24 protein-coding genes and 2 pseudogenes are annotated in these 26,723 nt (G+C 49.5%); 19 read left to right on the forward strand and 7 right to left on the reverse strand.

The genetic code is table 11. The features are described from left to right. The first annotated feature begins 25 nt into the window (after window positions 1-25). From ACO6UX_RS21270 to ACO6UX_RS21335, 14 genes and pseudogenes are all read left to right on the forward strand, one after another. Complete coding sequence (locus ACO6UX_RS21270) at window positions 26-796, forward strand: PepSY domain-containing protein (RefSeq protein ID WP_422450303.1); 771 nt, start codon at window positions 26-28, stop codon at window positions 794-796. A gap of 246 nt (window positions 797-1,042) precedes the next feature. Beyond that, window positions 1,043-2,833 (forward strand): hypothetical protein, encoded by a 1,791-nt coding sequence (locus tag ACO6UX_RS21275; protein WP_422450304.1) that lies wholly within the window; start codon window positions 1,043-1,045, stop codon window positions 2,831-2,833. Between the two features lie 260 nt (window positions 2,834-3,093). Next, window positions 3,094-4,101, forward strand: a complete 1,008-nt coding sequence (gene argF, locus ACO6UX_RS21280; RefSeq protein WP_422450563.1) for an ornithine carbamoyltransferase — start codon at window positions 3,094-3,096, stop codon at window positions 4,099-4,101. A gap of 412 nt (window positions 4,102-4,513) precedes the next feature. After that, window positions 4,514-5,917 carry a V-type ATP synthase subunit B gene (locus tag ACO6UX_RS21285; protein ID WP_422450305.1) on the forward strand — a complete coding sequence of 468 codons (1,404 nt, stop codon included), beginning with the start codon at window positions 4,514-4,516 and terminating at the stop codon, window positions 5,915-5,917. Between the two features lie 5 nt (window positions 5,918-5,922). Further along, window positions 5,923-6,549, forward strand: coding sequence for a V-type ATP synthase subunit D (locus ACO6UX_RS21290; protein WP_163369725.1), 627 nt, complete (start codon window positions 5,923-5,925; stop codon window positions 6,547-6,549). Between the two features lie 34 nt (window positions 6,550-6,583). Continuing rightward, the gene (locus ACO6UX_RS21295) at window positions 6,584-8,431 is read left to right on the forward strand and encodes a V-type ATP synthase subunit I (protein WP_422450306.1); all 1,848 of its coding nucleotides are present in this window, start codon (window positions 6,584-6,586) and stop codon (window positions 8,429-8,431) included. Between the two features lie 2 nt (window positions 8,432-8,433). After that, complete coding sequence (locus ACO6UX_RS21300) at window positions 8,434-8,883, forward strand: ATP synthase subunit C (protein WP_101747258.1); 450 nt, start codon at window positions 8,434-8,436, stop codon at window positions 8,881-8,883. Window positions 8,884-8,984: 101 nt separating this feature from the next. Next, the gene (locus ACO6UX_RS21305; RefSeq protein ID WP_101747257.1) at window positions 8,985-9,677 is read left to right on the forward strand and encodes a hypothetical protein; all 693 of its coding nucleotides are present in this window, start codon (window positions 8,985-8,987) and stop codon (window positions 9,675-9,677) included. Window positions 9,678-9,919: 242 nt separating this feature from the next. Beyond that, window positions 9,920-10,609, forward strand: a complete 690-nt coding sequence (locus ACO6UX_RS21310) for a DUF2764 family protein (protein ID WP_101747255.1) — start codon at window positions 9,920-9,922, stop codon at window positions 10,607-10,609. An 18-nt stretch (window positions 10,610-10,627) separates the two neighbouring features. Further along, entirely contained in the window at window positions 10,628-12,487 is a 1,860-nt protein-coding gene (locus ACO6UX_RS21315) for a V-type ATP synthase subunit A (protein WP_422450307.1), read from the forward strand. Window positions 12,488-12,658: 171 nt separating this feature from the next. Continuing rightward, entirely contained in the window at window positions 12,659-14,203 is a 1,545-nt protein-coding gene (locus tag ACO6UX_RS21320) for a hypothetical protein (RefSeq protein ID WP_422450308.1), read from the forward strand. A gap of 172 nt (window positions 14,204-14,375) precedes the next feature. Next, entirely contained in the window at window positions 14,376-14,720 is a 345-nt protein-coding gene (locus ACO6UX_RS21325; RefSeq protein WP_422450309.1) for a hypothetical protein, read from the forward strand. A 71-nt stretch (window positions 14,721-14,791) separates the two neighbouring features. Beyond that, window positions 14,792-14,950, forward strand: a pseudogene (locus ACO6UX_RS21330) (arginine ABC transporter permease ArtQ); the annotation flags it as partial. 107 nt (window positions 14,951-15,057) lie between these two features. Continuing rightward, window positions 15,058-15,384 (forward strand): annotated as a pseudogene (locus ACO6UX_RS21335) (ATP-binding cassette domain-containing protein); the annotation flags it as partial. 19 nt (window positions 15,385-15,403) lie between these two features. Here the strand turns inward: ACO6UX_RS21335 and ACO6UX_RS21340 are convergent. Together ACO6UX_RS21340 and ACO6UX_RS21345 are read right to left on the reverse strand one after the other, a co-directional pair. Beyond that, complete coding sequence (locus ACO6UX_RS21340; protein ID WP_422450310.1) at window positions 15,404-15,868, reverse strand: VanZ family protein; 465 nt, start codon at window positions 15,866-15,868, stop codon at window positions 15,404-15,406. Beyond that, a complete protein-coding gene (locus ACO6UX_RS21345) occupies window positions 15,829-16,485 on the reverse strand; it encodes a pseudouridine synthase (RefSeq protein WP_422450311.1) in 657 nt (218 codons plus the stop codon). Before ACO6UX_RS21345 ends, ACO6UX_RS21340 begins: the two co-directional genes overlap by 40 nt. 89 nt (window positions 16,486-16,574) lie before the next feature. On the opposite strand from ACO6UX_RS21345, the gene ACO6UX_RS21350 reads away from it, so the two are divergent. Beyond that, on the forward strand, window positions 16,575-18,023 hold the full coding sequence (locus ACO6UX_RS21350) for a DASS family sodium-coupled anion symporter (protein ID WP_422450312.1): 1,449 nt from the start codon (window positions 16,575-16,577) through the stop codon (window positions 18,021-18,023). Window positions 18,024-18,081: 58 nt separating this feature from the next. Here ACO6UX_RS21350 and ACO6UX_RS21355 read toward each other — a convergent pair whose 3' ends face one another. Further along, on the reverse strand, window positions 18,082-18,279 hold the full coding sequence (locus tag ACO6UX_RS21355) for a DUF2788 domain-containing protein (RefSeq protein WP_101748002.1): 198 nt from the start codon (window positions 18,277-18,279) through the stop codon (window positions 18,082-18,084). A 254-nt stretch (window positions 18,280-18,533) separates the two neighbouring features. Here ACO6UX_RS21355 and ACO6UX_RS21360 point away from each other — a divergent pair, with 254 nt between their 5' ends. Together ACO6UX_RS21360 and ACO6UX_RS21365 are read left to right on the forward strand one after the other, a co-directional pair. Then, window positions 18,534-18,896: a hypothetical protein gene (locus ACO6UX_RS21360; RefSeq protein WP_422450313.1), complete on the forward strand. Its 363-nt coding sequence runs from the start codon at window positions 18,534-18,536 to the stop codon at window positions 18,894-18,896. A 52-nt stretch (window positions 18,897-18,948) separates the two neighbouring features. Next, window positions 18,949-20,991, forward strand: coding sequence for a hypothetical protein (locus ACO6UX_RS21365; RefSeq protein ID WP_422450314.1), 2,043 nt, complete (start codon window positions 18,949-18,951; stop codon window positions 20,989-20,991). 51 nt (window positions 20,992-21,042) lie between these two features. On the opposite strand, the gene ACO6UX_RS21370 is transcribed toward ACO6UX_RS21365, so the two are convergent. The 4 genes from ACO6UX_RS21370 to ACO6UX_RS21385 form a co-directional block, all read right to left on the reverse strand. Continuing rightward, window positions 21,043-21,651, reverse strand: coding sequence for a DUF416 family protein (locus ACO6UX_RS21370; RefSeq protein ID WP_422450315.1), 609 nt, complete (start codon window positions 21,649-21,651; stop codon window positions 21,043-21,045). Between the two features lie 74 nt (window positions 21,652-21,725). Further along, a complete protein-coding gene (locus ACO6UX_RS21375) occupies window positions 21,726-22,106 on the reverse strand; it encodes a hypothetical protein (protein WP_422450316.1) in 381 nt (126 codons plus the stop codon). Window positions 22,107-22,555: 449 nt separating this feature from the next. Beyond that, window positions 22,556-23,122: an elongation factor P-like protein YeiP gene (gene yeiP / locus ACO6UX_RS21380; protein WP_422450317.1), complete on the reverse strand. Its 567-nt coding sequence runs from the start codon at window positions 23,120-23,122 to the stop codon at window positions 22,556-22,558. Window positions 23,123-23,519: 397 nt separating this feature from the next. Further along, a complete protein-coding gene (locus tag ACO6UX_RS21385; RefSeq protein ID WP_422450318.1) occupies window positions 23,520-23,708 on the reverse strand; it encodes a hypothetical protein in 189 nt (62 codons plus the stop codon). A 258-nt stretch (window positions 23,709-23,966) separates the two neighbouring features. Here ACO6UX_RS21385 and ACO6UX_RS21390 point away from each other — a divergent pair, with 258 nt between their 5' ends. After that, window positions 23,967-24,545 carry a hemerythrin domain-containing protein gene (locus ACO6UX_RS21390; RefSeq protein WP_422450319.1) on the forward strand — a complete coding sequence of 193 codons (579 nt, stop codon included), beginning with the start codon at window positions 23,967-23,969 and terminating at the stop codon, window positions 24,543-24,545. 282 nt (window positions 24,546-24,827) lie between these two features. Further along, window positions 24,828-26,570, forward strand: coding sequence for a gamma-glutamyltransferase (gene ggt, locus ACO6UX_RS21395; RefSeq protein ID WP_422450320.1), 1,743 nt, complete (start codon window positions 24,828-24,830; stop codon window positions 26,568-26,570). Window positions 26,571-26,723 lie beyond the last annotated feature (153 nt).

Consider the following 26,723-nt stretch of genomic DNA (forward strand, 5'->3'; position numbering starts at 1 on the left):
GTTGTCTGAAAAGAGGCGTGACTCGATGAATGTGTTCAGTTTCCCTGTGCAGATGATTTCAGGCGTATTGGCGGGCGCAGCTTTGTCTTTATCTGCGGTTTTTGCTGCGGACAGTACTGTGCCTGCAACACCTGCATACCTTGAACAGCCTGGCAAGCTCAGATCTATCGTGCCCCTTGACCAGCTGATAGCCAGAACCCGACATACATTCGGGATCAAGGCTTCTGACGTGGTTGTATACTCAGCCCGGTTGCAGGAAGAAGAGCATCAGAAAGTGTTTGTTATCGACTTTATTGATGCCAATAACCAGTTGGAGCGCGTTGTTTATGGTGCTTTCAGTGGCAAGCAGATAGATCATGCCCCCATGCAGGTACCCATGCCAATGGAAGAGATCTTGTCAAAGGTGGAAAGTAAGTACCCCGGAGCAAATAGAATTCGAACCTGGCTGGAGAGACAGGGTGGCAATATGGTCTATGTTATAGAGCTGGCTGACAAACAGTTTAAAGTGAAGCGTCGCCAGTTAACGATGGACGCTTATACCGGCAGAGTGATCACAGACGTAACGTATGACCTGAAACCGGATGGCAAGCGGATATCCCTTGAGCAGATTATCAAAAATGCACGGAAAAAATACCGTGGGATGGTTGTGCTGAGAACCCGAAGCGGTGTCAAAAACAATATGAATGTCAGGGAAATCATTTTTCTGGATGACAATCATATAAGACATAAGATGGTGGTAAATGCGGTTAACGGGGAAGTGATAGAAGACAGAATTACGCCGCTCGGATGGATCTAGCCCGGATATTTCATAAACGTGCTCTCGCTTGTCCTTTGTCGCTCTAAGGGAGTTTTGCTCAGTCGACCGTACTCCCCGGTACGGCGCTCCCTCACAAAATCCCTTAGAGCGACAAGCGACAAAGTCCTCGGCTTTAGCATCCAGCGTCGCCCTATCTCCTACATCCATGTGGTTGTGTGCGAGAATCGGGGCAGTTTATGAAATATCCGGGCTAGACTTGATGACAGTTTACTGAGGAGAGTCTTTGTGGATCCAAGCCGTGCCCAGTTATCAAATATCCCAGGCCTTGGTGCAAGCAGCCTGGCCAGAGAGTTGCAACCGCTAACTAACGAGATTATCGAGCGTCGGTTTTGTGGTCTGTGTGCAGAGTATATTGAGCGTCCTCCCTTTATGGCTTCCCGTTGTTGCGAACATAACTACCACTATGGCTGTACTGTCGTGATGACCCGGGAGGTTGCTCAGTGTTCAGTCTGTAAAAAAACACCTGTTGAGTTTACCAGAGATACTGATTTTGCCGAAGAGGTGAAGAAGTACGACTGGAGTCTTTTTGAGCCAGCGTCGGCCGCTGGTAGCTGTGCACCGATCCAGGCCTTCGATAGTGAAGCAGTCAGTGAACAAGCTGGAGCGATTGGTGCAGTTTCAGGACCAACTGGGCTATCAGGGACCCGCAACCAGCAAGTTGTCGATGTAGAGGAGGCCGAAAGAGCTCTTGCTCAGCCAGGTATTTTCGTACAGCAAAATTTGGTCGCTCAGGAACTGGTACCGCCCGGGGCTCCTCATCTTCATCCTGCTCTGCCGACAGTTGCCCAAACGATCGTTCGCCCCTCACTGAAGCTGAATATGGTCAGTATGACCAAGACATTTGAGCGGCTTTTGGGGCAACTGTGGATGCCAGTCGAGCTGCAGTCTCTGGCAATGCAAAGAGGGTATAGCTTTCTTAGACAGATGATGGATGTCGGTGTGGTGCCCAGATGGCAGCAAATGTGTGATAAAGAAGATCATCTTTGCGGCAAACAGATGAATATTGACAAGTCCGGTGGTGCCCGTGCGTTCTTTACCGCTATGCAGCAACATCTTGATCAGCTGGCACCGGAACACCGGTTCTTTGTTACCTTCGCCTGCTCACGGCAGAATCCGGTAACGGGTTGCCCGGAACCGGTCTCACCAGTGGTGCGAATTTTTCGTCACCCGACTGAACCTCATCTGATATTTCTATTTACTATCGGTGAGCCGGTACCGAGCCGTGCCCTTGGGCGCCTGGTTTATTGGAGTTTTGCCAGTGGTACCCAGTTAGTGAAATACCTCCAGTTTCTTATGCTGGTCAGTGAGGCAACCCAGGCTATATTTGTTCGTCCGACCAAAAAGGGAGAGTCTGATGCCGAAGGTCTGGATAAAATCGATGTCAAGGCGTTTGTGCAGCAGTACCCGCCGAGGGATTTCGGACTGGGGGATCCGTCAAAAAATAACAGGAGGATTCTGCTTTATGCCGCCCAGAGTCTTGGCTTGCAGCGTATCCGCAAAGAGGATGCTGAAAAGGTTACCCTGCTGAATAACATGATTGAGGGCAATCTGCGCGACTCTCAACTGACCGTCAAAAATGTGATTGACCATATATTGGGGCTTGGTTATCGCAAGGAGCGAGGGGTACATCTCATTTTTGACATGCCTGCCACGCAGATGCCCGGGCTGCCCGGGATAGATGTTGAGCTGAATAGACAAATGATCAATTTGCAGAACGATTTAGCCGATGTCTTGATAGAGATGTATAACCAGCGAGCAACTAGCAAAACGGACTATATACTTGTTGAGCTTGAGCCAGAGGTATCCACTTTGCGAGAAGAGATTCTGGTGCTGGTCCTGGATACCGACAGACTCTACCTGGTGAATATGAAAAACAGGTCGGTGTCTGTCCAGTGTTCGTCCAGCATTGATGATATCTGTGACTTCTGTCAGGTGTTTATGAGCGGCTGTCAAATCCTGAAGGCAAATATTATCTCTTATGCGCCGATCCAAACCAAAAAAAGTCTCGCTGAATAGCCTCCTGGAGCGGGATAAAGTCTGGAAACGTATTTTTACGTAATGTCTTCCGTATCGTCCGGCGCTAGTCTATGCCCGAGTGAAGTTCGATTCGGAGCTGGACAGAAATAACCGGTCTATGGATGATGTGACTCCCTGAATCCTGACCGTAGGCAGTAATGACATTGTCACTTTCTACTTAAAGATCGCTGGATTGGGTAAGTAAAGAACAACAAATGACCTGACACAGGAAACTGTATATGACTGTTGTGACTGTTGATATCGAGAAGAATTTGCAGAACCGTCATTTTCTCAAGCTACTGGACTTCTCCCCAATGGAGATCAGCCACTTGCTGGAGCGTGCAGCACAGCTGAAAGCGGCAAAGCGATCCGGTACTGAGGAGCAGTATTTAACCGGGCGAAATATTGCCCTGATTTTTGAAAAGGCCTCGACCCGAACCCGATGTGCCTTTGAGGTGGCCTGTTTTGATCAGGGAGCCAATGTCACCTATATCGGTGGTGGCTCGCAAATGGGGGCCAAAGAGACGGTGAAAGATACTGCCCGGGTACTGGGGCGTATGTACGACGGCATTGAATTTCGTGGTCATCTGCAGCAGCACGTTGAAGATCTGGCGGCTTATTCAGGGGTTCCGGTATGGAACGGTCTGACCGATGACTGGCATCCAACCCAGGTGCTGGCGGATTTTCTGACCATGCAGGAACACGGCAATGGTCGTTCACTGGGTGAGATGAAACTCTGCTATCTCGGTGATGGGCGCAACAACGTGGCTAATTCGCTGATGGTGGGTTCTGCGAAGATGGGGGTGGATTTCAGAATTGCTGCCCCGGCAGAATTCTTCCCTGCCCCTGAGCTTATCGAGCAATGTCGGGAAATTGCCCGGGAAACCGGGGCAAAGATTACCATCAGTGAGTCGGTGGATGAAGCGGTGGCGGGTTGTGATTTCCTGTACACCGACGTCTGGGTTTCCATGGGTGAACCGATGGAAGCCTGGGATGAAAGGGTCAAGCTTATGAAACCCTATCAGGTGAATCAGGCAGTGCTGCAAAAAACAGGCAATGCCAATGTCCGTTTCCTGCACTGCCTGCCAGCCTTTCACAACGATGACACGGTGATTGGCAAAGAAGTCGCTGACAAATTTGGTATGAACGGCCTGGAAGTCACTGAGGATGTGTTCGAGTCTGACGCCTCCATTGTCTTTGATCAGGCAGAAAACCGGATGCATACCATCAAGGCTGTGATGGTGGAAACATTGGGTAACAGTCGTTAGCCTCATGGAGTGTCGGTAGTCCGTGTCAATGACGGCTACCTTCCGGAATGACACGAAGCAATAAGTCTGACCTGCTGCTCAGGCGGAACTCTGCGAAACCCGTAGAATTGTCTACTCTATTAGATGTTTAATCTGGCGTTTTCCATTCGTTACCCGAAATGGTTCCTCAGTACTTTCCCTGTGAAAGTACTGAGTTGACTGTGTTAATGAGGCGAAAAAGTTGTTTTACAGGAGGCTTGGATAGAGCCAGCAGTACAGATCAGTGTTTGGGCTTATTAGCTTAAACATACGACAATTGGCTTATGTTGTGTGCAATGAGGCGTATCGCACTTACTCAGCGTTACCTGCATGACTGATGATCTCCTGAGCCCATGTCCATTCTCTTTTTTCCCAGCAGTATAGAGGAGCAGTAATGCCCCAGAGCCTATTGCGATACACCAATATTCTCAGCATCGTTGGTGACCTCATTCGCGTCCACGTTCCTAACCTGGCTGAGGGTAATGCCCAGGCCAACTATGGTGATCTGGCGTTGATTGAGCAGGATGGACAGACTTACTCCATGGCGCAGATCATCAAGATTGACCATGAAGAGGTTTCTCTCCAGGTTTTTGCCGGTACCAAGGGTCTGTCCACCGGAGCGTCGGTCTGCTTCCTGGGCCAGCCCATGAAGACCACCTACTCCCCCAATATTCTTGGGCGAATCTTCAACGGTGCCGGTGAGCCCATTGATGGTGGTCCTGCCCTGGAACAGGATCCCAGGGTGGAGATCGACGGACCTTCGGTAAACCCGGTTCGTCGTGTACTGGCTTCCCGCATGGTACGTACCAATGTGCCCATGATCGATGTCTTCAACACCCTGGTTGAGTCCCAGAAAATTCCTATCTTCTCCGTCGCCGGTGAACCCTACAACCGCTTCCTGGCCCGTATCGCCATTCAGGCAGAGGCGGATGTCGTTGTGTTTGGCGGCATGGGTCTGATCTTCGATGATTACCACTTCTTCCGCACTACCTTTGAAGAAGCCGGTGTCTCTGCCCGTACCATTATGTTCACCAACCTGGCGTCTGACCCGACGGTTGAACGTCTGCTGACGCCGGATATGGCGCTGGCGGTGGCGGAACACTTCGCCGTCGAAGAGTCCAAAAAGGTACTGGTTCTGCTCACCGACATGACCTCTTACGCCGACGCCATGAAAGAGATCGGTGTGGCCATGGACAAGATCCCTGCCAACCGTGGTTATATGGGGGATCTGTACTCCCAGCTGGCGCGTCGTTACGAAAAAGCCTGTGACTACAAGGGTGCCGGTTCTGTCACCATTCTGGCGGTGACCACCATGCCGGGCAATGACGTGACCCACCCGGTTCCGGACAACACCGGTTATATCACCGAAGGTCAGTTCTACCTGCACGAAGGGCACCTGGATCCATTTGGTTCCCTGTCCCGTTTGAAGCAGATGGTTCAGGGTAAAGAAACCCGCGAAGACCATCCCGCCATCATGAACACCATGATCCGCTTCTACTCAGACTCGGTGAACGCCGCCCAGAAACAGGCCATGGCCTTCGAACTGTCCAGCTATGACTTGAAAACCATCAAGTTCGGCAAGCTGTTCAAAAGACGCTTTATGTCTCTGGACGCTGCCATGTCTCTGGAGGAAGCACTGGATAAGTGCTGGGAGACCATGGCTGAATGCTTTGGACCGGAAGAGACCCTGATGAAACAGAGTCTGCTGGAAAAATACTGGCCCAACCCGGAGCAGCTTTCTTCAGAGAGTGATTCACACAGAACTGAGGAAGCTTCTGAAGCTGCAGCTGAGGCGTAATTATCATGGCCAAGGTAGCTCTCAACAAAAGTTCATTAAACAAAGAGAAGCGCAGTTTAAAGACGTACAACCGTTATCTGCCGGCGCTTGAACTCAAGCGTCAGCAGCTGATGATGGAACGTAAAAAGGCCGAAGAGGCGCTGGCACAGACACGGGAACATCTGGCGGAGGTGGAGCAGCTGGTCAGACAGCAGCTGCCGATGCTGGCAAGACAAGATGTTCCGGTGGATAACCTGGTGAAGGTAACGGATGTGCGCCTGACCCAGGAAAATATTGTCGGTACATCGGTTCCTCTGGTCGAGCACATTGAAATTGCGCTGACACCCTACAGTGATCTGGCCAAACCCCACTGGGTTGATTACCTGGTTGAGCTTCTGCAGCAGATGATTCGCCTGAGAATAGAACTCCAGGTTCGTCAGCTGCGCCACAGGGAGCTGGACAAGGCGACACGTACCACCTCCCAGCGGGTTAACCTGTTCTCCAAGGTGCTGATTCCCCAGACCAGAAAGAACATCCAGAAAATCCAGATCTATATGTCTGACCAGGACCGGGCCAGCGTCATGAACGCCAAGCTCTCCAAGGGCAAGGTTCTGGCCCAGGAAGCCAAAGGAGGTCATTCGCAGGTGGGCTGATATCCGGGTGGTATAACCTGCGAAAGCATTGATTATGGCTATTAAACGACTGAAAAAGATCACCCTTTACGGGCCCAGCCAGGAGAAGAGCGGCATCCTGAAAGAGCTGCAATCCCTGGGCTGTCTGCATTTGATTCCATTAACCGATAAACCAGTTGAGGTTCAGGTGCAGCCGGCGGAAGCCAGTGAAGCGAAAGCGTGGCTGGAGCGCAGCCCAAAGCAGAGACGGCAGGTTCGCAATGTTCGTGAACACAAGGATGCTGCCCGGGTAGACGACATTGTTCATAAGATTCTGGACAACAAGTCCAAATTCCGTGAGCAGTCCGATATTCGCGACAAGCTGCAGGAACGGATACGGGAAGTGCGCCCCTGGGGCGAGTTTGCTTTTCCTGCCCTGTCTGACCTGAATGGTCAACGGCTCTGGTTCTATGTTCTGCCCAATGGCGAACTGCCCGCGCTGAGGGATTCCCTTAAGCAGTGCGAGCTGCCCTGGGAGCTGATTCATCAGAGCCAGAAAGACAGTTACGTTATCGTGGTTTCTGACAAGGAGCCCGAAGACTTTCTGCTGCCTGTGCATCGTTCTCATGTGGGTAAGATTCCACTTTCCCGCCTGGAAGAGATGCTGGATGAAGCAGAGGATGCCATCGAGGATCTGCTGGCTGAGCGGGAAGCGCTGACCCGCTGGCACTACCTTCTGGATCAGGTGCTTGCCGCCCGTCTGGACAGCGCTGATCTGCAGCAGGCCACCAGTGGCACTATGGATGAAGACAGCTTCTTCCTGGTGCAGGGCTGGGTACCGGTGGCTGAGCAGGCCAATGTTGAAGCCTTCACGGCTGCTCACGGTGTTGCGGCAATATTCGAGGACCCGAAAGTAGACGACAATCCTCCGACGTTACTGGACAAACCGGCAGGAACCGGTGGTGGTGCGGATGCCCTTGGTTTCTTCCAGACACCCAACTACCGCGCCTGGGATCCGGGTAATGTGGTGTTTTACTCATTCTCGCTGTTCTTTGCGATGATCATGAGCGATGCCATGTACTGTCTGATTTTCGGACTGATCATTTTCCTGCTCAGGGGCAAGCTCCGGCAGAGTGAAACCGGTCGTCGTCTGATGAATCTGGCGTACTTTATGTCCGGTGTGGGTATTGTCTGGGGTGTCTTTATCGGCAGTTACTTCGGTGCAGCACCCGACAGCGGCAGCTTATTTGGCCGCCTGGCCTTTATCGACCTCAACGATTACAACGCCATGATGAAATTGTCGGTGGTGATCGGTGTTGCACACCTGATCGTTGCCAATGTCATGACGGCGATTGTCAATCGTGGCTCAAGTTATGCCCTGGCACCACTGGGCTGGGCGGGGTTGATGGGCGGTGGTCTGACACTGTGGCTGGGGATGACCGGTACGCTGCCAGCGGCGTTTCAATCCACCATTGGCCCGGGGCTGATGATTGTCGGTGCCCTGCTGGTCTTCCTGTTCTCCAGCAGCCGTGAAGTGACATCCTTCAAGGACCTTATTCTGAGAATGCTGGATGGCCTGAAAGCCGTCTACAACATTACCAGTGCTTTTGGTGATGTGCTCAGTTACATGCGCCTGTTTGCCCTCGGCCTGTCCGGTGCATCTCTGGCCATGACGTTTAACTCTCTGGCCATGGACGTTCTTAATTCCAGCCCCGTCACCGGAGTGCTGTTTGCGGGAATCATTCTGCTGCTGGGTCACCTGCTGAATTTTGCCCTGTGCATCATGAGCGGTGTGGTTCACGGCATGCGTCTTAACGTCATTGAATTTGTCAACTGGGGACTGTCTGACGAAGGCTACCCATTTAAAGTCTTTAACCAAAGAACGACCTTTAACCAGCAAACAACTTTTAGTAAAGAGGATTAACAATGGATGCACTGATTATCGCACTGGGTTGGGTAGGTGTTTTCGCGCCGGTTGCTCTGGGTGCAGTGGGTTCGGCAATCGGCTGTTCTGTCGCCGGACAGTCTGCCTGTGGTGCGATGCTGGATGTAGAGAGCGGCTACGGTAAGTTCGTCGGTCTCTCGGCCATGCCATCTTCCCAGGTTATCTACGGCATTGTCATCATGTTTACCCTGAGTGGCATCGGCGTCACTCTGGCCAGCGCTCCTGGTCTGTTTGGTATTGGTCTGCTGACCGGTATTGCCCTTATGTACTCTGCCGTCTACCAGGGACAGGCGGTTGCAGCGGCCATTAATGCTTCCAAGAACAAGCCGGAAGTGTTTGGTCTTTCGATTGCGCCTGCGGCGATCGTAGAAGGCTTTGCGGTATTTGCTTTCGTATTCGCACTGGTTATGGGTCAGGGCATCGCCGCCTGATGATGGGGTGAATGATTGGCACCACAAAGTCAAAAAAGATTTCTCTGTGTCTTTGTGGTGACAAAAACTGACTGGCCCATAAGCAAATACAGGATTAGATAATGAGTACTGCAACTCCTGAAAAACAAACCGGGAAAACCGTTTCCGTCGGTGTTCAGGAACTGATCGAAAAGCTGCGTAACCAGGGCGTCGACAGTGGTCGCCAGGAAGCGGGCAAGATTATTTCTGACGCTGAAGCCAAAGCCGCTGAGCTGATCGCGGATGCCGAAAAACGCGCCAGTGCCATTGTTGGCAAGGCCCGTGAGGAAGCGGATTTTATTACCAGGGCAGGCAAAGAAGCGCTGCAACTGGCTGAGCGAAATGCCGTCCTTGAGCTGAAAGACTATCTGCTGGAAAAATTCTCTGACCAGATCCGTGCAGTGGTCAGCCACTCAATGGAAGGCGACAAGCTGCTGGAAGGGATGATTCTGGAAGTGGCTGGCCAGAACAATCTGCGCGGCGAAAACAACATCGAAGTGATCCTGCCCAGAAAAGTTATTGGTGTGGATGAACTGCGTGACAAACCTGAGCTGCTCAAGGCCGGTGGTCTGCTGGAGTTCGCCATGAAGCGGGCCAGTGAGATGCTTCAGGATGGCGTCACGTTCACCGTTGGTGGTGCTGGCCAGAGTGGCATTGCGTTTCGTCTGAAGGACAAGGATATCCAGGTAGAGCTGACCGATGAAGCCGTTGCTGCGGTTCTGCTGAAGCACCTGCAGCCACGTTTCCGTGCCCTGCTTGAAGGCATTATTAAATAATTGCCGGTGTCAGTTCGTGATGGCAGCTCAATGTCTGCCTCACGCTCATGTTAAGGAGTAGTTCCTGAATAAGTTCCGTGATTGTGGGCCCTCGAACCCTGATCTTCCTGAGTCTGTTGAAGGGCATGAACACCAGGCCCATGAGATAGATCGTGCCAGGCACCCTTCGACTGTGCTCAGGGTGAACGGACATAGGCCCCATCATCGGACCCTGTTTCTGGGCTGCTTCCGAGGAGAATACAATGGCTGAAAATGCCTACTATACCCTGCTGACATCGCTGCCGCATATTGACTCACTGTTTAACAGCAAGATTACGCCTATCTCCCGCATTCAGCTGGACCGTCGTCTGGCCATGCTGTCCACGGCAGATCGTGAAACCCTGGTTAAGGTGGAACAGCTGGTGCACTGGAGCCATCTGGGCGAAGAGATCAAGGAAGCGTATTTGATCAATCTGGCAGAGCGCCTGTTGCAGGAGCTGGACAGTCCTGATCTGAAAGAGCTGGTGAACTGGCGTCTGGATATGCGAACCATCGCTGCTGCCTTGCGACGAAAGGCCAATGGTATTCAGGCACCGACATCGGCGAAATGGAGTTACGGTAGCCGCTACGCCTACATCCGCCACAACTGGAATCATCCGACCCTCGGTTTGCAGCATGCATTCCCCTGGATTCCCGTGGCGGTTGAATGCCTGAGTAAAAAAGACTACCTGACGCTGGAAAAAACAGTGATGGAGGCGGTGTGGAACAAGCTGAACGAGCTTGGTGCCAGACACCGTTTCGACTTTGAAGCCGTGGTGATCTATCTGCTGCGCTGGAACCTGGTGGCACGCTGGACCTCCTACAATGGTGAACAGGCAGTGGTTCGGTTTAATGAGCTGACCCAGCAGGCATTAGGGGAATTTGCCCACCAATTGCCGGGTTCCCCGGATTAAACGACAACGGTTATACACATGACTGAACAGACAAAAACAGATCTGATGCAACAGACCTCTGCCCGGGTGGTAGCGGTGATGGGTGATATCATCACCATCGAAAGCATCAGTGGCAAAGATGGTGCGAAAAAGCCGCTGGTTAAGAACGAGGTGGTCTACGTACTGCCAAGCCGTCGCGCCAATGAAGCGGTGGAAGAGCAGCTGATGGCCGAGATTCTCCGTGTTCGTGGTAACACGGCGGATATTCAGGTGTTTGAGGAAACCCGTGGTGTTGCTGTCGGTGACCTGATTATTCAGACCGGGCACATGCTGTCTTTGGATCTGGGGCCTGGAATTCTCAGCATGATCTACGACGGTCTGCAGAACCCGCTGGAGCGACTGGCGAATCTGCATGGCCGCTTCCTGCAGCGGGGTGTTCAGGTTGAGTCCCTGGATCGTACCCATAACTGGGCATTCACTGCCGTGGCTAAAATCGGCGATAAACTCCATGCCGGTGAAACCTTTGGTACCGTGCCGGAAGGTCGCTTTACCCACAAAATCATGATTCCGTTTGATACCGTGGGTGAAGTGGAAGTGGTCTGGATTCAGGAAGGTAACTTCTCTGTTGATACCGTCGTGGCCCGGGTGAAAAACCACAAGGGTGAAGAAATTCCTCTGACCATGTACCAGCGCTGGCCGGTGCGTAAGTCAATCGCTGAAACGCTGGCCGCAAAAGGCAAGACCGAGCGTCTTTACCCTGACCAGCCGCTGATCACCACCACTCGCATCGTTGATACCTTCTTCCCGATTGCCCGTGGTGGTACCGGCTGTATCCCCGGACCTTTCGGTTCTGGCAAGACGGTATTGCAGCACGGTTTCTCCCGTTACTGCGATGCGGATATCGTTATTGTCACTGCCTGCGGTGAGCGTGCCGGTGAGGTGGTTGAAACCATCGAAGAGTTCCCGCACCTGCAGGACCCCAAGACCGGTGGTGCCCTGATCGACCGTACGGTTATTATCTGTAATACGTCGTCCATGCCGGTGGCTGCCCGTGAAGCCTCTATCTATACCGGTCTGACACTGGGTGAGTACTATCGCCAGATGGGTTACAACGTGCTGGCCCTGGCGGACTCTACTTCCCGCTGGGCCCAGGCCATGCGTGAAACCTCTAACCGTCTGGAAGAAATTCCCGGTGAAGAAGGCTTCCCGGCCTATATGGACTCTGCCATCAAGGGGGTTTACGAGCGTTGTGGTGTGGTTCGCAACGAAGACGGCGACGAAGGTTCCCTGACCATGATTGGCTCTGTATCACCTGCCGGTGGTAACTTTGAAGAGCCTGTTACCCAAGCCACCCTGAGTACCGTAAAGGCATTCCTTGGGCTGTCTTATGATCGTGCTTACAAACGTTTCTACCCGGCGATTGATCCTCTGATCTCCTGGTCCCGTTATCTGGATCAGCTGGAAGACTGGTACTCAAAAAACCTGTCGCCAGAGTGGGTCAGCAACGTCCGGGAGATGCAGGAACTGCTGGTACGCGGTGACAGCATCAACCAGATGATGCAGGTAACCGGTGAAGAGGGTATTACCCTGGAAGACTACGTGACTTTCCAGAAGTCTTACATGCTGGACATGGTCTATCTGCAGCAGGACGCTTTTGACGATGTGGACGCTTCCTGTCCAATCCATCGTCAGCAGGAAAACTTTGATCTGGTGGTGAGCCTGATTCGTCAGCAGTACAACTTCAGCGATAAAGAAGAGGTGCGTGATTACTTTATCAAGCTGACCGGCCTGTTCAAGAACATGCACTATGCACATCACGGATCACCTGAATACAACAACTACATGCACCGTATTCAGGAGCTTCGCAGCCAGTACGCCATGGGTGCTTTAGCTGCCTGATGACTGTTGTGTAACACGTACTGCTCAAGTCTGCCGGCGATGTCGGCAGTACTTTTTTAAGCCATTAATTTTTCAGCCACGTCTTCGTCCATTATCCCCTGAATATCTTTGGTTTAGTTTGAACTTTTCGGGTTTTTAAATATCAACACTGGAAAGAGCTGCTGGTGTTATATGGATAGCAATAAAATTTCAGGCTTGCCTGACTCTTGCATTGTTCAGACTTACCACTCTTATCAACAAGAACGTGCGGGTGGCAGGATGGGCTCTTACTATGTTACCCCCTGTGAACATGATGACCTTTCAGGTGCTGATTCTGGCTCAAATTTGCAGGAAGATGGCAGGATGCGCCGTTTGGCTGAGCGGTTTTCGGCTATCGCTACTGTTACTCAACCAGTCTCTGCTCAAAAGATAGAAGTGAAAACCAGGGTTCAGTGTGCTTTGCAGGCATTCCTGAAACATGACATTGAGTTTTGCAGGCAATTTGTGCAGCCAGCAAATCCTGACTGTGACAAAAGTTTTACCCCTCGATTTATCAGATTTTTTCCTGTTGTGTCAGGGATTTTGATCGATGCTCTTGTGGCAAAAGGAGAATCTGCCACAGACAGCGATTTTGAGCTGGCAGGTGATGTATTAAAAGACACTGAGGTGAAGACTGTTTTTTTCCAGCTGATAAGAGCCACTTTTTCCGGGCTGGATAGTTCCAGGAAAACGACAGCTGATCATCTTCTTAAGGCTTATAGAAAATATCCGGATGGTTGTTATGACGCAATAGTTGATGGAATCATCAGCCATAGAAAATCCCTTCCGGAATTACAGGTTGCAATGGACAGAAATCGGCTTACCCGGGGATTTCCAGTATGCTATTTTTCAATGCTGTTTGGTTCGAAGGACGACTATTATCTGGGGGTTGATGCCCAAAATTATGATGCCAATACGGTTCATAATCTTTGCCAGGCCTTTGCCGGGTTGTTGGAGCAGTCCCGTCGTGGCGATCTTGAACCTGTGAATCTGTTGATATTGAATCAGATTCATCAACGTCTGACGAAAGATGTCAAGTCCTGGTACGGCGATCCTATATCTCCAACGTATGACTTTTCTGCATCACATGTATTTGATATTCCCAAAGAAAAATTCACGCCGTCGGGTTACCAGGAAATGATGTTGTTCGTGCAGAGCTGCGATCAAAAATACCGGGGAATGGATAAACTCTCTCCTGACAATCACGCAATTTTTCATATTTGTGGCTACCATGCGCCAAATCATGAGAAACCGGGCAAAGTTACGGTCAGAGCCTATTGTGATGAGCCTGACAAAGGTAATGTTCGCAAGAAAAATGTATTGATAAACGTGTTGGTTGACCATAGAAAGGCGCTGCATAGAACCCCGACTCCGGAAGACGTTCGCTTATCCACTGCCCGGTTGGCAAAGCGATTAATGCTTTTGCACTATTTTCTCGACGGAAATGGCAGAACCATTATTTACCTGATCAATCGCGAGCTGCTCAGAAATGGTCAGCCTCCGTCCATTATTCTGGATGCTGACGCCATTGCTGCGAAGTCATCTGCCGAGTTCTCCCAAATGATAAAGGAAGGGCAGGATCTTTTTATCGGTATACAGCGCAATCAGCAGCCAGCCTTATCTAATCCACCCTCTCTCTGTTTTCATGATCAGGCAAAAAGGAGGCTGCATGGGTATTTACAGCAGGTCTGGCGATAGGGGGTTGGGGATGTCGACAGGTTGGGTCGGTATTATTGGTAAAAAACGACAGTATATGTACAATGCAGAATGTTCTCCTCGTATAACCAGATAACTACGAGGTTAAAGCGGTCAGGGATTCGCCGTACATAATGATAAAAAAGTTCTGTGGAATCTGTTTTTTGCGGCAATATTGCTGCTGTTGGGTCTGGGTATCTACAAGTCCAGTCAGGCGATTGACTATATCTGGCGCTGGGATCGAGTCCCCCAGTACATTGTTTATCAGGCCCGCGATGAACTTCGTGCGGAGTTTGATGGCACCATAGAAAGTAATGAAACAGGAGAGCTAATCCTCATCAATGATGTTGACGACAGTGAGCGTATGACTGTTGTCGGTTATCAGGAAATGGCTGTCAGTGACGGTGATCTGATCTTTGCAGGTGACCTGTTGGCGGTCAACTATCACTGGCAGCCTGGGCCGATGGCCAATGGACTCTGGATGACCATCAAGCCCACTTTCACCACCAAAATAACGTAATCATTTGATTTTGAACCATATATTCTATTCGAATATATGGTTGGCACGATATTTAATCGTTTAAAATCAAAATGTTACCAAGGGGTGGTGAAGGTCGGATCAAGCTCTCCCTGGTGTCTATTGTTTTTGCCATTGTTCTTGGTGCTCTGGCTGGTCTGGCGCGCATATCACCCAATCCGGCACTGCGTCACCTTGCGACTGTTTATGTGGAGCTGGTGCGGGGAACTCCCCTGCTGGTCAAATCTTCATTGTCTACTTCTTTATTGGCACTGTTTTGGATCTGGAGCGATTCACCGCCGGTGTGGTGGCGCTGGCAGTATTCACCGGAGCCGCCAGTTTTCCTCTGCAACTGTCGGGTGGACAGCAACAGCGGGTTGCCATCGCCAGGGCACTGGCCATGCAGCTACGGATTATGCTGTTTGATGAACCCACCAGTGCCCTTGACCCGGAAATGGTTGGCGAAGTGCTGGATGTGATGAAACAGCTGGCTGGAGAGGGGGTGACCATGGTGGTGGTTACCCATGAAATGGGGTTTGCCCGGGAGGTGGCTGACCGGGTTCTGTTTATGGACGGCGGTGAGTTACTGGTGGATAGTGAGCCGGAGATTTTTTTTCAGGCACCGGAAAATGAACGTTTGCGAGTCTTCTTAAGTCAGGTAATTTGACGAAATATTCGGTCGGTAATTATCCGTTGTTATCTCCTGGGCGTGTTTCCCTAAACGCCCAGCGAACCCTTAAAACAGGCGTTCTTTTAAACGCAGGAATCAATAACCAGTACATAAAAATGCCAAAGCAGTTGGCGACGATATCCCAGAACGATGGGTAGCGATAGTCGGTAAGGGATTGCAGGCCTTCAATCCAGATACCGTATAAAGCCGCGATAGCCGCTTTTTTCAGGTTGAAACGGTCCTGGTAACAAAAGCCATCAAGCAGGCCGGAAATAACCAGAAAAGCAAGGCAGTGGGCTATTTTGTCAGCAGCCACCGGCAGCTTCCAGAATGTCAGGTCAACACCTTTGAAGTTATCTATAGGCAATAGAGACAAAATAGTGATGGCTGTCAGGGTAATGGCTAATGCCGCTCTGCTGACCGGTAAATAGTGCTGAAGAATTACGTCTTCCAGTGACGGGGCTTTCCTGAGGTTTTCCACTTTACACGTTTGGATCTGTTTGTATTAAGTTTGTCTTTCAGTGAAGCAGGGATTTCCAGCTCACGCCAATGACCTGGCTGCAGGTCGTCAATTTTCCATGATCCTATCTGGCAGCGAATCAGCCTGAGTGTTGGATGGCCGATAGCAGCGGTCATTCTTCTTACCTGACGGTTTCTTCCCTCCTTTATAGTCAATTGAATCCAGCAATCCGGAATCGACTTTCTTTCCCGTATGGGTGGCACTCTTTCCCAGACATCAGGAGCGTCAATGATTTCTGCCCGGGCCGGGAGAGTAGGGCCATCGTTCAGAACTATTCCGGTACGAAGATGGTCTAAGGATTGAGAGTCCGGGATTCCTTCCACCTGAACCCAGTATGTTTTGGGCATTTTGTGCTCAGGTGAGGCAATCAGGTTTTGCAACTGGCCATTATCCGTCAGCAGTAACAACCCTTCGCTGTCTCGATCCAGCCTGCCCGCTGGATAGATGCCGGGAATGTTAATGAAATCCTTCAGGGTTTGCCGTCCTTCCTGGTCCGTAAACTGGGTCAAAACACCGTAAGGTTTATTAAAAAGCAATAATCGGCTTTTTTTGGAAGGGCGTATAACAGAGGCCTGCATGGGTAATCACTGATGAGAAAAGTCAGAATTATAAATGCAGGAGAACCTGTGGACTAGACTATGGCCTTAACCATTTAAAAGGGGGTTGTGTGAGTACACCACCAGCAAGCTGTGATCACCCTCAGCAGCGGGCAACTGATGTGAAATCAGTTATCAGTTATTTAGCTCCATTGCTATTGGGGGGGAGTCTGTGGGTGCTCCCTGCACCGGAAGGTCTGGATCTGCAGGGATGGCACATGCTGATTATTTTTATCAGCACCCTGTTGGGGGTGATGGTTACTCCCATGCCGATGTCGGCAATCACCTTGATGGGGGTGACAGCCCTGGGGCTGACCAAAACCCTGACCCTCAAACAGGCACTGGCGGGTTATGGTGATCCTGTAACCTGGCTGGTGGTGCTGGCGTTTTTCATCTCTCACGGGTTTATAAAAACCGGGCTTGGGCTCAGAATTGCCTACTGCTTCATGCGTATCATGGGGAAGAAAACCCTGACCCTGGGTTATGGACTGACCCTGACGGATATGCTGCTTGCCCCTGCAATGCCCAGTACCACGGCTCGCGCAGGTGCCGTGGTATACCCCATTATGCAATCCATCGCCACTGTCTATGACAGTAAGCCGGGAGCCACTGCCAACAGGATGGGGGCCTTTCTGTTGATGATCGTCTTCCATGCCAATGCCATCACCAGCACCATGTTTCTGACTGCCATGGCGGGTAATCCGCTGGTGGTCAAGCTTGCTGGCAATCAGGGTATTGAATTGAGCTGGGCGACGTGGGCTTTGGGGGCATTGTTACCCGGTATTGTCTGTCTTATTTTGATGCCAGTTTGTCTGTATCGCATTATCCCGCCGGAATTGAAAGAAACCCCCATGGCCGTCAAAGTGGCACAGGATGAACTTCATCGCCTGGGCTCCCTGACCAGGGATGAATGGATTATGGCCGGTACTTTCCTGGCGCTTCTGGTGCTGTGGATATTTGGTCAGCAGCTGGGCTTTTCAGCGACGCTGGTGGCTATGGTGGGGGTATGCATTCTGCTGTCAAGCGGTGTTCTGAACTGGGATGATCTCCGTGGTAACAAGGGAGCCTGGGACACCATGATCTGGTTCGGGGCATTTATTACCATGGCTCATTACCTCAGTGCTTATGGCGTAGTGAACTATGTCAGTGATCAGGTTGGCGTTCTGTTTGACGGTTTGCCCGCCTGGGTGGCAATGATCACCGTCTGTGGACTGTACTACTTTTTCCATTACTTCTTTGCCGCATCAACAGCACAGATCAGTGCCATGTATGCCGGTTTTCTGCTGATTATGCTTGGAGCTGGCGTTCCCCCTCTGGGAGGTGCCCTGATGCTTGCCTATATGAGTAATATTTGTGCTGTTATTACCCACTATGGGAATGGACCGGCACCAATCCTTTATGGTGCTGGTTATGTCTCTCTTTTCAACTGGTGGAAAGTCGGGTTGATCATGAGCTCGCTCTATTTGCTGGTATGGCTGGGGCTGGGTAGTGTCTGGTTGTCCTGGTTAGGCTATTTATAGCCAGGATATAAGCCATAAAGTTGTAACTAATCCGGCCATCTGCAACTGTGCGTATGGCCTAAACAATCACCTCAACAAGAAATGTTTTGATCAGGAAACCCAGGACACCCAGGCCGAGAGCTCCAAAGAGTACGAATGTTCCCCATTTTCCCGCATTGGATTTTTTGGCCAGGTCATAAACGATAAAAGCCATAAATAAAACCAGCCCGCTGATTAAGACCTGTAACATGATGGATTCAAACTCAGCAATATCCATAGAACCTCCAGAAGTTTAGCCGACTTTTTTTGGCAACTTTTTTGCGTGCTTTTTTCGCCAACTTTCTTATGCCGGTATTTTAGGCATTTTCTGCTGAGTCGCCAATATCGCATATAAACACAGTGCAACTCAGTTGATGCGTTATTGCCGGGCGCTGCAATCCTCAATAGACCCTACACAGATTTGTCCCCAGACCGATATAGGTATCCAGAGAGTTTCAAAATGATCTGGTCAAAGGTTATCCGGGGGGAGGTATGGCGCTCAAACTCAGGCTGGTGGATGTCACCAAATTACAAAAAACCAACTATCTGACGTCGGAGGCATCAAAGGCGGCCGTCCGGGAGGCAAAGGTACTGCTGGATAAGCAGGAAGAGTTTATGAAAAATGGCGGAATGGACCGGCAAAAGTTACGTGCTTTTATCAATAGTGACTTTTGGACATCTCGCCAAAAGCAGAAAGCCAGGGAAGAACTGCTCAATTTTCATAATGAGTTTAAAAGCAATATGGCCAATGAAGCAACAGCTAAGCGCAAAGAACTCAATAGTGCCAGTCGACTGCTCAGTCAACGCAAAGTGAAGAAGGCAAGTACCGTTAAAAAGCGCTCCGGATTTGTATAGGGCGTAAACAGATCAATACAAAAAATAACTGCTTTTCAGGGATGAGTTCAGCATGAATAACGTTAACGGCGTTTCCACGACGAATGATATAAAAACTCTAAATCCGGCAGATATGAGTCAGCAGGACTTCATTGCTGCTGTTTATCTTGAACGTGGAGAAATGCTGGACTCGGAAGTTCGAAGAATTATCGGTGAAATTGATAAAAGTAATCAGTATATAGATACCATCAATAAGATGATTGGCAAGGCAAATGTGGCCGAGTATGGATCAACCCATTATTCTTCCACCACATGGCAGGTTAAAGGCAACAATGTTGTGCTTGATAATGGTTACGGGTTGAATTTCCAGCCAGATGGTAAGGGTGGCAATACCTTCACTCTGCTTGACGGTGATGGTAATCAGTTAATCTACCAGAACCAGACGCTGATACCTGTGCCTGCCGGTGCTACGGTGGATGCACTGGAAGTCGGCATTCCCGTGATGAACGACATGACTTATATACTGAATGATGGCACTGAGATTACCTTTAAGGCCGGAGCCCCGGATAAGGCATTCAACTCCTCGGACTTTTCCGGAGGCATGGCGGATATCACCTCGATTATCATTACCCGGGATAATCAGGGAATGAAAATCAGTGATGTTAATGTTGCCGGCTCCATGGCCATCGGTTCCCCTACCATTGAGACCCCAACTGACGCGGCAGTATCCCAGCCGACCACAACCACGCGAACGGTAAATGTTCCAGCTGACAGTCTGTCGACGTATGGGGACTACAATGAATCCGAGAATTACGACACCATTGATGTCGATCATGCGAGCAGAGTACTCTCCATGTGGGAAGGGGTTATTAAGGATAAATCTGTGGCGGAACAGTCAGCCTTATTGGCCAAGATAAAGTCGGATGGCGGGATTTCTGTTGACTGGGAACTCGGCGATTCGGATTTAAGCGATAGTACTTATACAAAAACGTTTAATTATGAGCCTTATGGCAATGAAACGCTCTACCAATTTATTGAACGTGCGGTTAATCGCTCCAAACTGGATTTTCGTAACTATGTCAAGGATGAGGAAGGTGATATAGAAATACATTATGTCAGTACCGATATTAATCTTCCTGCTTATAGTTATCCGGAAGTGATACCGGCGACGAGTAAAACAACCAGTTCCGTTCCATCCAACTGGGTCAGTGAAAGACGGAACTTTTATGATTCAGAGGATTATGGGAATATCAAGGTATTCACTGATGATTATTTATTAAAATTGAAAAATGAAATTCTTGAAATGGACCTTTCTGAGGACAAGATGAGGGGGTTTGAAAAAGAGTTGCAGACCAATGGTTATACCGTAACCCTGGAGCTGTGGGATACTGACGGGGCAGATGATTACTATAACGAATCGTATCACTACAAAATGATATCCGGAGAGAGTACGGATGATTTCTTTGACCGCGTGATGGAACAGTCGGCAGCAAAATTTAAAACGCACATAAACTACCATGAGAATGAGGGAGCAATTGATATCGATGAAATCGCGGCATCGAGTTCTTTGCCCGGATTCTCCTATGATCGGTATGCGCCAGCTCCCCAGACTGAGGATAATTCCTCTCGCCCGAACAACCGCCACAGCCTGGATGTCAACAATCATGATGGCCACATCCTGTATGAAGCCGGCGGTATGCATCAGTGGGAGTATGATGGCCGGGGTACCCAGGCCATCAGCAAAGCGAATCCCAATGATTCCAGCAACCAGGTATCCGGTTTTTTTGGCAGGAAGCTGGCGTTCAGCCAGGCAATCAATGATGAGTTTAGCGGTACCACGCCATTTATGACCCAGAAGGAGAAAGAACTCCTGGCTAATATATTGAGGATTACCTATCCCGATGCCAGTGGCAGTGGCCGACTGACCCCGGAAGAGTGGGTCACGTTAAAGAAGAGCCTGATTAATGCCCGGGATAACCTCAATGGCAACAGTCAGATTCAGACCGTTCAGCTGCAAAGGGCGATGCAGACGTATAATCAAAACTTTGAGGCCATGTCCAACGCCCAGCAAAAGATCTACTCCCTACTCAGGGATATTATTTCTAATGTGAAGTAATCCGGGTCAACCGGTAATGGCTGTGCAGCAGCGAATGCCGGTCAACTTGATTTAATCAAGACTGATCCCCAGTTGACTGACACCATCGTTGGCAGAAAGCAGCCGAAGCTCTTTGGTAAACTCTTTTGATGGTTTCTTTTGCTGACTGACCATGCCGATCAACTCACTGATAAACCGACGTTGAACCTCAAACAATTCATGCTCTTCAGTGTACTGTGCCAGCTCTGTCCCTTTAAGCTCTTGTGCTTCAGTGTATTTTATGAATTTACCAATGGTGCTGAGTGATACCGTTAATGCACTGGCCGTTTCGTCAACGGATGCTTTCATGGCACAGTTGATGGCACAGTTAAGACCAGCCGAAAAATCCAGCGCCGGTTCAACACCAAACATATCAAAATCTTCAGGAGCTGGCGTATTTTCATCCAGTCGTTCAAGCAGACGTTCGAAGTTTTTTGACGATTGAAGTCCGGCAGTATAGTCCCAGAGCATGTTCAGACAGTGCCTCACATCGGCAGCATGGCCAAATTCTGCCAGCTCTGAAAACAGTGCAAAGTTGGGCCAGGCTCTCTCAGTGACAGCAGTAGCGAGTGTCGCCAGTTGCCAGGGAGCGAGTAATTCAATTTGGCGGGAATATTGAGCGTACAGTGTGCGGATGTTCAATGATGATTACCATTAGGGTTGATGCCGCTGGCATTCTAGCATTTCTTATTAACAGCGACATCACTACTTTAAATTTACAGGGGCCAGGTAAACTGCAGGCGTACAGAGTTGAAATTGTAATTGGAATTCAACTCAACAGAACCACCATCCGGTAAGCAGCTGCCCGCAGTAATTCGATTGGTCCTGAGCTGAACTTCTCCACAATCACTGAAAGAATAACGGGTGTTCTGCCTGATAAAGTAAATACTTTCTTTAACGCTTTCTCCAAGACCGATGCTCTCCAGTCCGTAAAGAATGGCTGAGCTGGCAACCTGGTCCCGAACCTTATCCGGGTCGTCAATGGTTTTATAAATGAATGAGCCAATGTGTTCTTCATTGAACTCTATTGTCTGCTTGAAAATAAATTCTGTTTGTTCGTGGTCTGTTTGATAAGCCGGTGCCTGAAAATCATTCATGGATGACACCTGGTTTAAAAACGGGGCTCTATCATTTGATTCCATCAGCATGGGTTGATCAGCAGATGAATAGGATATAAAGCCCATTGCCATAGATAAGTAAATCGTTCGAAAAATGCTTTGGGCAATATTTTTTATTTTCATGGCTTTAATCCTTGAGTTGATTTATGTCTGTTTGTTCTTTTTCTCCAAGAGATATTTTTTGGTTTTTGACAGGAAGAGAATGTTTTTAGTTCTATTTAGATAATCAAAAACCAAATGCTTAAAACATATTGTTTTAAATGCATATCATCACATTAGACACCTAAAGAGTGAAAATAACTTGAACAAAGGTATCATATTCCTATTTGATCTATGGTTTTGAGTGTTTTAATTGTTTTAGAGAATAAAAATATCTTTTTATATTTCGAATATGGTTTCCAGAGAACATCCCCGGAAACCAATGGGCATCAGGCGCGGGACATGAATTTCCCGGTTTCTGTATTGACTTTGATGATTTCTCCGTTACTGAGATACTCTGGAACCTGAACTTCCAAGCCAGTGCTGACCCGGGCAGGTTTTGTTCTTGCCGCAGCCGAGGCCCCTTTTATGCCAGGGGCTGTATCAACGATTTCCAGGGCAACGGATGCTGGCAGGTCAATCGCCAGTAGCTGGCCATCAACCAGAAGGGCGGTCAGGCCTTCCATATTGTCAGCGATATAGAGAAGCTGGTCCTCAATAGTGCTGGCATTGACGAGATACTGGGAATAATCCTCAGAATCCATAAACGTACACTCATTGTCTTCACGATAGAGAAGCGTGACGGCTCTTCTCTGCAGGTCCACGTCAGTGAGAAGAATATCGCCGGTCAGTGTCTGCTCAAGTTTCTGGCCGCCGGGAACAGAATTGAAACGAACCTTATACAGGGTCTGGGCACCGCGGGCAGATGGGCTTTTCGCCTCAACCTGACGAACCTGATAATACTGGCCTTCAATGTCTACAATCTGGCCTTTTTTCAGTTCTCGAGCGTAAGGCATTGGATTCCTCGGAATAGCTGGTGTGCAGATAAATACGGTTGGAGTGATGATTGCTCTGGTCTGAACTGCTTTGACCTGGATAGTCTAGGAGGCTGTCCGAGAATAGCGCCCGTAGCGAGGATGGCAGAAAATTGAGGATAAAAATTTCGTTTTGTGAGGTGAATAGTGGGGCTATTTGCCGAACAAAACGGAATTTTTAGACCAATTTGCTGCCACCGCAGTAGGGCAGTCTATTCTCGGACAGCCTCCTAGTTCCAGCGTCAGGAGTCTCTGGCCGGACAGCCAGAGTAAAGCATCCATCGGGGCATTTTAAATTGATTATGCCTGCTGATAAAGAGAGCAGTGAGTGAAGTATTGCGCAATACTATGCCGGATTGAGGTTTAAAGATGAGTCTCATCAATGCAAATGTCGTGGGTTACTGGATTTACCAACAACCTTGCCCTTGTTATCGAGAATTTTAGCCCTGGAATCCACACGGTATATCTGCCTTAAATACTCTTCCTTAATGGCTTTCTCATCAACGAGAGGCTTGGTATACACTCCGGCGTATGCCAGGTATTCAAGCATGTACAGGGGGTTCGGCATGATAACCTCCGAGCCAGTTATAATAGCTTACCTTTCGCCATGACTCCGTTTGTTGATGCAGGGCATAAAAAGGGTGCCTTGTCATGAAAGTTTGTTGCAAGCCTATGCAAACCACTGCTGAAACGTGTTGTCTGCCAATTTCATGAAAAATATTGCATCCTGCTCGCTAACATAGAAAAATTTGACTTATATCAATGCTTGAAAAAGGCTGGGCCTATAAAAAAGATCATTAGAATAAATATCTAAGGGGGATGCTATATGACGACAGTGATTGACCGAATCATCAAAGACCATCAGCATATGGCACGCTTGCTGGACTACCTGGATTACGAGGTCTCTGGTTACCGGGAAGGCAGTGAGCACAATCCTCAGCTGAACATTATTATTGAAGCGCTGGATTATATGCATAACTATCCAGATGCATTTCACCATCCTCTTGAGTCCAGGTTGATGGCCCGGCTTCGTCCCCGGTTGGCCAGTAAAGAAGAACGGATTCAGTTTGATATGATTGAGAATCAACACCGGCAGATTACGGCAATGACCCAGAGGCTTGTGGAGGCTTTCAATACCGTTGCTTCTGACCAGGTTATCCCGATCAATCTGCTACTGGCTGAATACACGCTCTACAGTGAGTTGCAGCGGGAGCATATGGAACTGGAAAACCAGTATATGATTCCGGCGATGCAGTCTTTATTAAGTGTTGATGATCTGGTACTGGTTGATAATGATCTTAAACAGATGTCTGATCCACTTTTTGGTTCTCATTTATGGGAGGTATACCAAAATCTGTACCAGTATGTGACTGAGCGGGAAAACGAGGTTGAGCCGGTTATTTAATATTCAGCTCCACTCATAACTTTTACTCTCCAGCAAATTGCGTGTTAGGAATTTGCTGGGAGTCCTGTCCAGAGCGAAACTCAGTTTTCGGCTTGTCGCTTCGCCTTTATCTTCTTCAACCAGCCTGCAATGTAATAGCACTGATATTCATAAAGTGATAATTGTAAGTAGTTGGCCAGAAAATATGATTTCATTTGGTTAACTACTTATAGGGCCGGTTTTTATTTCGCTATCTATCAGCGTACAGTGTTGACATCTGAGTCATGAAAGAGAGGATGGAGCGTGGGTAAACCAATAACATGGATTGTTGCAGGCATTTTCTGGATGCAGGCTCATTTCGTTCTTGCTGATGCCATTGGCGAGATCGCGCCCGAGCCGGGTACAGGTAATACGGAACAGGAACTGGTCAGGGCCTCTGACTATATGGTGGCTACTGCAAACCCCTATGCAGCGAGAGCTGGTTATGAAATTCTCAAACAGGGCGGTTCTGCTATTGATGCTGTCATCACCACGCAGCTGGTACTGAATCTGGTGGAACCGCAATCTTCAGGTATTGGTGGGACGGGATTAGTCGTTTATTTTGATAATAAGGCCGGACAGTTATCCACCTGGGAAGGTCGTGAGACTGCGCCGGGGCAGGTAAAGCCGGATCACTTTCTTGATGAAACAGGAGAACCCCTGGCGTTTTATGATGCGGTTGTGGGAGGGCGATCGGTAGCAACCCCCGGTCTGCTCAAATTGATGTATGAAGTGCATCAAAAGCATGGAAAACTGGCTTGGAAAACCTTGTTCAAGCCAGCGATAAAACTGGCCCGGGAAGGGTTTATTGTGTCGCCAAGACTGGCCAGGCTGGTTGCCATGGATCAGACACGTCTGGGGCGTTATGAAACCACGAGAAACTACTTTTATCCTGAAGGACGTCCTGTGCAGGAAGGCGATCTGCTGAAAAACCTGCCATTTGCCAATACTCTGTCTCTTATTGCCAATCGTGGGATTGATCCGTTCTATCAGGGAGAGATTGGTCGCGATATCGTCACAACGGTGAACTCAGTAACCGATAATCCTGGCTTACTGACGATGAGTGACCTGAACCGTTATCAGGTTCAGGAACGTGACCCTGCCTGTATGGACTATCGGAGGTATCGGGTGTGCAGTATGGGACCACCGAGTTCGGCTGGGCTGACCATGGGGCAGATTCTCGGGATGCTGGATCACTACAACCTGCCTGAACTGGGCAAGGACAACCCCATTAGCTGGCAACTGATTGGCGATGCAACGCGTCTGGCTTTTGCCGACCGTGGAATGTATATGGCGGATCAGGACTTTGTTCATGTGCCGAAGGGTTTGCTGGATAAGTCCTATCTTCTTGAGCGAAGTCGGCTGCTGAAAACCGGAAAGCCGTTGCAAGGGGTTGCTCCGGGCTTGCCACCGGGCATAGACAAAATACGTCAGGCTTCCGGTGAAGCACTGGAACTCCCGGCAACGACGCATATCAGCATTGTTGATGGTGATGGCAATGCGGTGGCGATGACCTCCAGCGTAGAGAATGCTTTTGGTTCACGCCTGATGGTCCGTGGTTTTCTATTGAATAACTCCATGACGGATTTTTCCTTCCGTCCATTTATTGATGGCAAACCGGTAGCCAATCGCATAGCACCAGGGAAACGACCAATGTCTTCTATGACGCCCACTATCGTGTTACGTGATGGCAAGCCCTATATGGTTCTTGGCTCAGCGGGTGGCAGTCGTATAATTGTTCATGTTGTCAAAACAGTCATTGCTCATCTGGACTGGCAATTACCCGTGGATGAAGCCGTTAGTCTATCTCACCGAATCAATATGCAGGGCTCTTATGAACTTGAGTCCGGAACGGATGCGGAAAAGCTGGTAAAACCACTAAAAGCAATGGGGTATAAGGTATCGGTCCGTGATCTGAACAGCGGTCTGCATGCCATTGTGATAAAGAAGTCAGGCCTGGAAGGGGCTGCCGATCCACGACGGGAAGGTCACGTTATGGGGGACTGAATTCCCGTATTTCCCAGACGAACAAGGTCAAAGATTCCTGTGGTGGCAACCACTGTTTCCTGAAAAGCACTTTTTCGGAACTTCCCTGTTTCGAGCTTGATCTCCGTTCATCCTGAAGCGGAGTTGAAGGGTGACTGGTACAATCCACACTAA

The sequence above is a fragment of the Endozoicomonas sp. ALB091 genome (genome assembly GCF_049310265.1).
In the GTDB taxonomy this organism is placed as follows: domain Bacteria; phylum Pseudomonadota; class Gammaproteobacteria; order Pseudomonadales; family Endozoicomonadaceae; genus Endozoicomonas.

Bases quoted from the DNA above. Each gene is read 5' to 3' on its own strand.
- ACO6UX_RS21270 (WP_422450303.1), top strand. From the start codon at position 26: ATGAATGTGTTCAGTTTCCCTGTGCAGATGATTTCAGGCGTATTGGCG.
- ACO6UX_RS21285 (WP_422450305.1), top strand. From the start codon at position 4,514: ATGCCCCAGAGCCTATTGCGATACACCAATATTCTCAGCATCGTTGGT.
- ACO6UX_RS21290 (WP_163369725.1), top strand. From the start codon at position 5,923: ATGGCCAAGGTAGCTCTCAACAAAAGTTCATTAAACAAAGAGAAGCGC.
- ACO6UX_RS21295 (WP_422450306.1), top strand. From the start codon at position 6,584: ATGGCTATTAAACGACTGAAAAAGATCACCCTTTACGGGCCCAGCCAG.
- ACO6UX_RS21300 (WP_101747258.1), top strand. From the start codon at position 8,434: ATGGATGCACTGATTATCGCACTGGGTTGGGTAGGTGTTTTCGCGCCG.
- ACO6UX_RS21305 (WP_101747257.1), top strand. From the start codon at position 8,985: ATGAGTACTGCAACTCCTGAAAAACAAACCGGGAAAACCGTTTCCGTC.
- ACO6UX_RS21310 (WP_101747255.1), top strand. From the start codon at position 9,920: ATGGCTGAAAATGCCTACTATACCCTGCTGACATCGCTGCCGCATATT.
- ACO6UX_RS21315 (WP_422450307.1), top strand. From the start codon at position 10,628: ATGACTGAACAGACAAAAACAGATCTGATGCAACAGACCTCTGCCCGG.
- ACO6UX_RS21320 (WP_422450308.1), top strand. From the start codon at position 12,659: ATGGATAGCAATAAAATTTCAGGCTTGCCTGACTCTTGCATTGTTCAG.
- ACO6UX_RS21345 (WP_422450311.1), bottom strand. From the start codon at position 16,485: ATGCAGGCCTCTGTTATACGCCCTTCCAAAAAAAGCCGATTATTGCTT.
- ACO6UX_RS21355 (WP_101748002.1), bottom strand. From the start codon at position 18,279: ATGGATATTGCTGAGTTTGAATCCATCATGTTACAGGTCTTAATCAGC.
- ACO6UX_RS21360 (WP_422450313.1), top strand. From the start codon at position 18,534: ATGGCGCTCAAACTCAGGCTGGTGGATGTCACCAAATTACAAAAAACC.
- ACO6UX_RS21365 (WP_422450314.1), top strand. From the start codon at position 18,949: ATGAATAACGTTAACGGCGTTTCCACGACGAATGATATAAAAACTCTA.
- ACO6UX_RS21375 (WP_422450316.1), bottom strand. From the start codon at position 22,106: ATGAATGATTTTCAGGCACCGGCTTATCAAACAGACCACGAACAAACA.
- yeiP (WP_422450317.1), bottom strand. From the start codon at position 23,122: ATGCCTTACGCTCGAGAACTGAAAAAAGGCCAGATTGTAGACATTGAA.
- ACO6UX_RS21385 (WP_422450318.1), bottom strand. From the start codon at position 23,708: ATGCCGAACCCCCTGTACATGCTTGAATACCTGGCATACGCCGGAGTG.
- ACO6UX_RS21390 (WP_422450319.1), top strand. From the start codon at position 23,967: ATGACGACAGTGATTGACCGAATCATCAAAGACCATCAGCATATGGCA.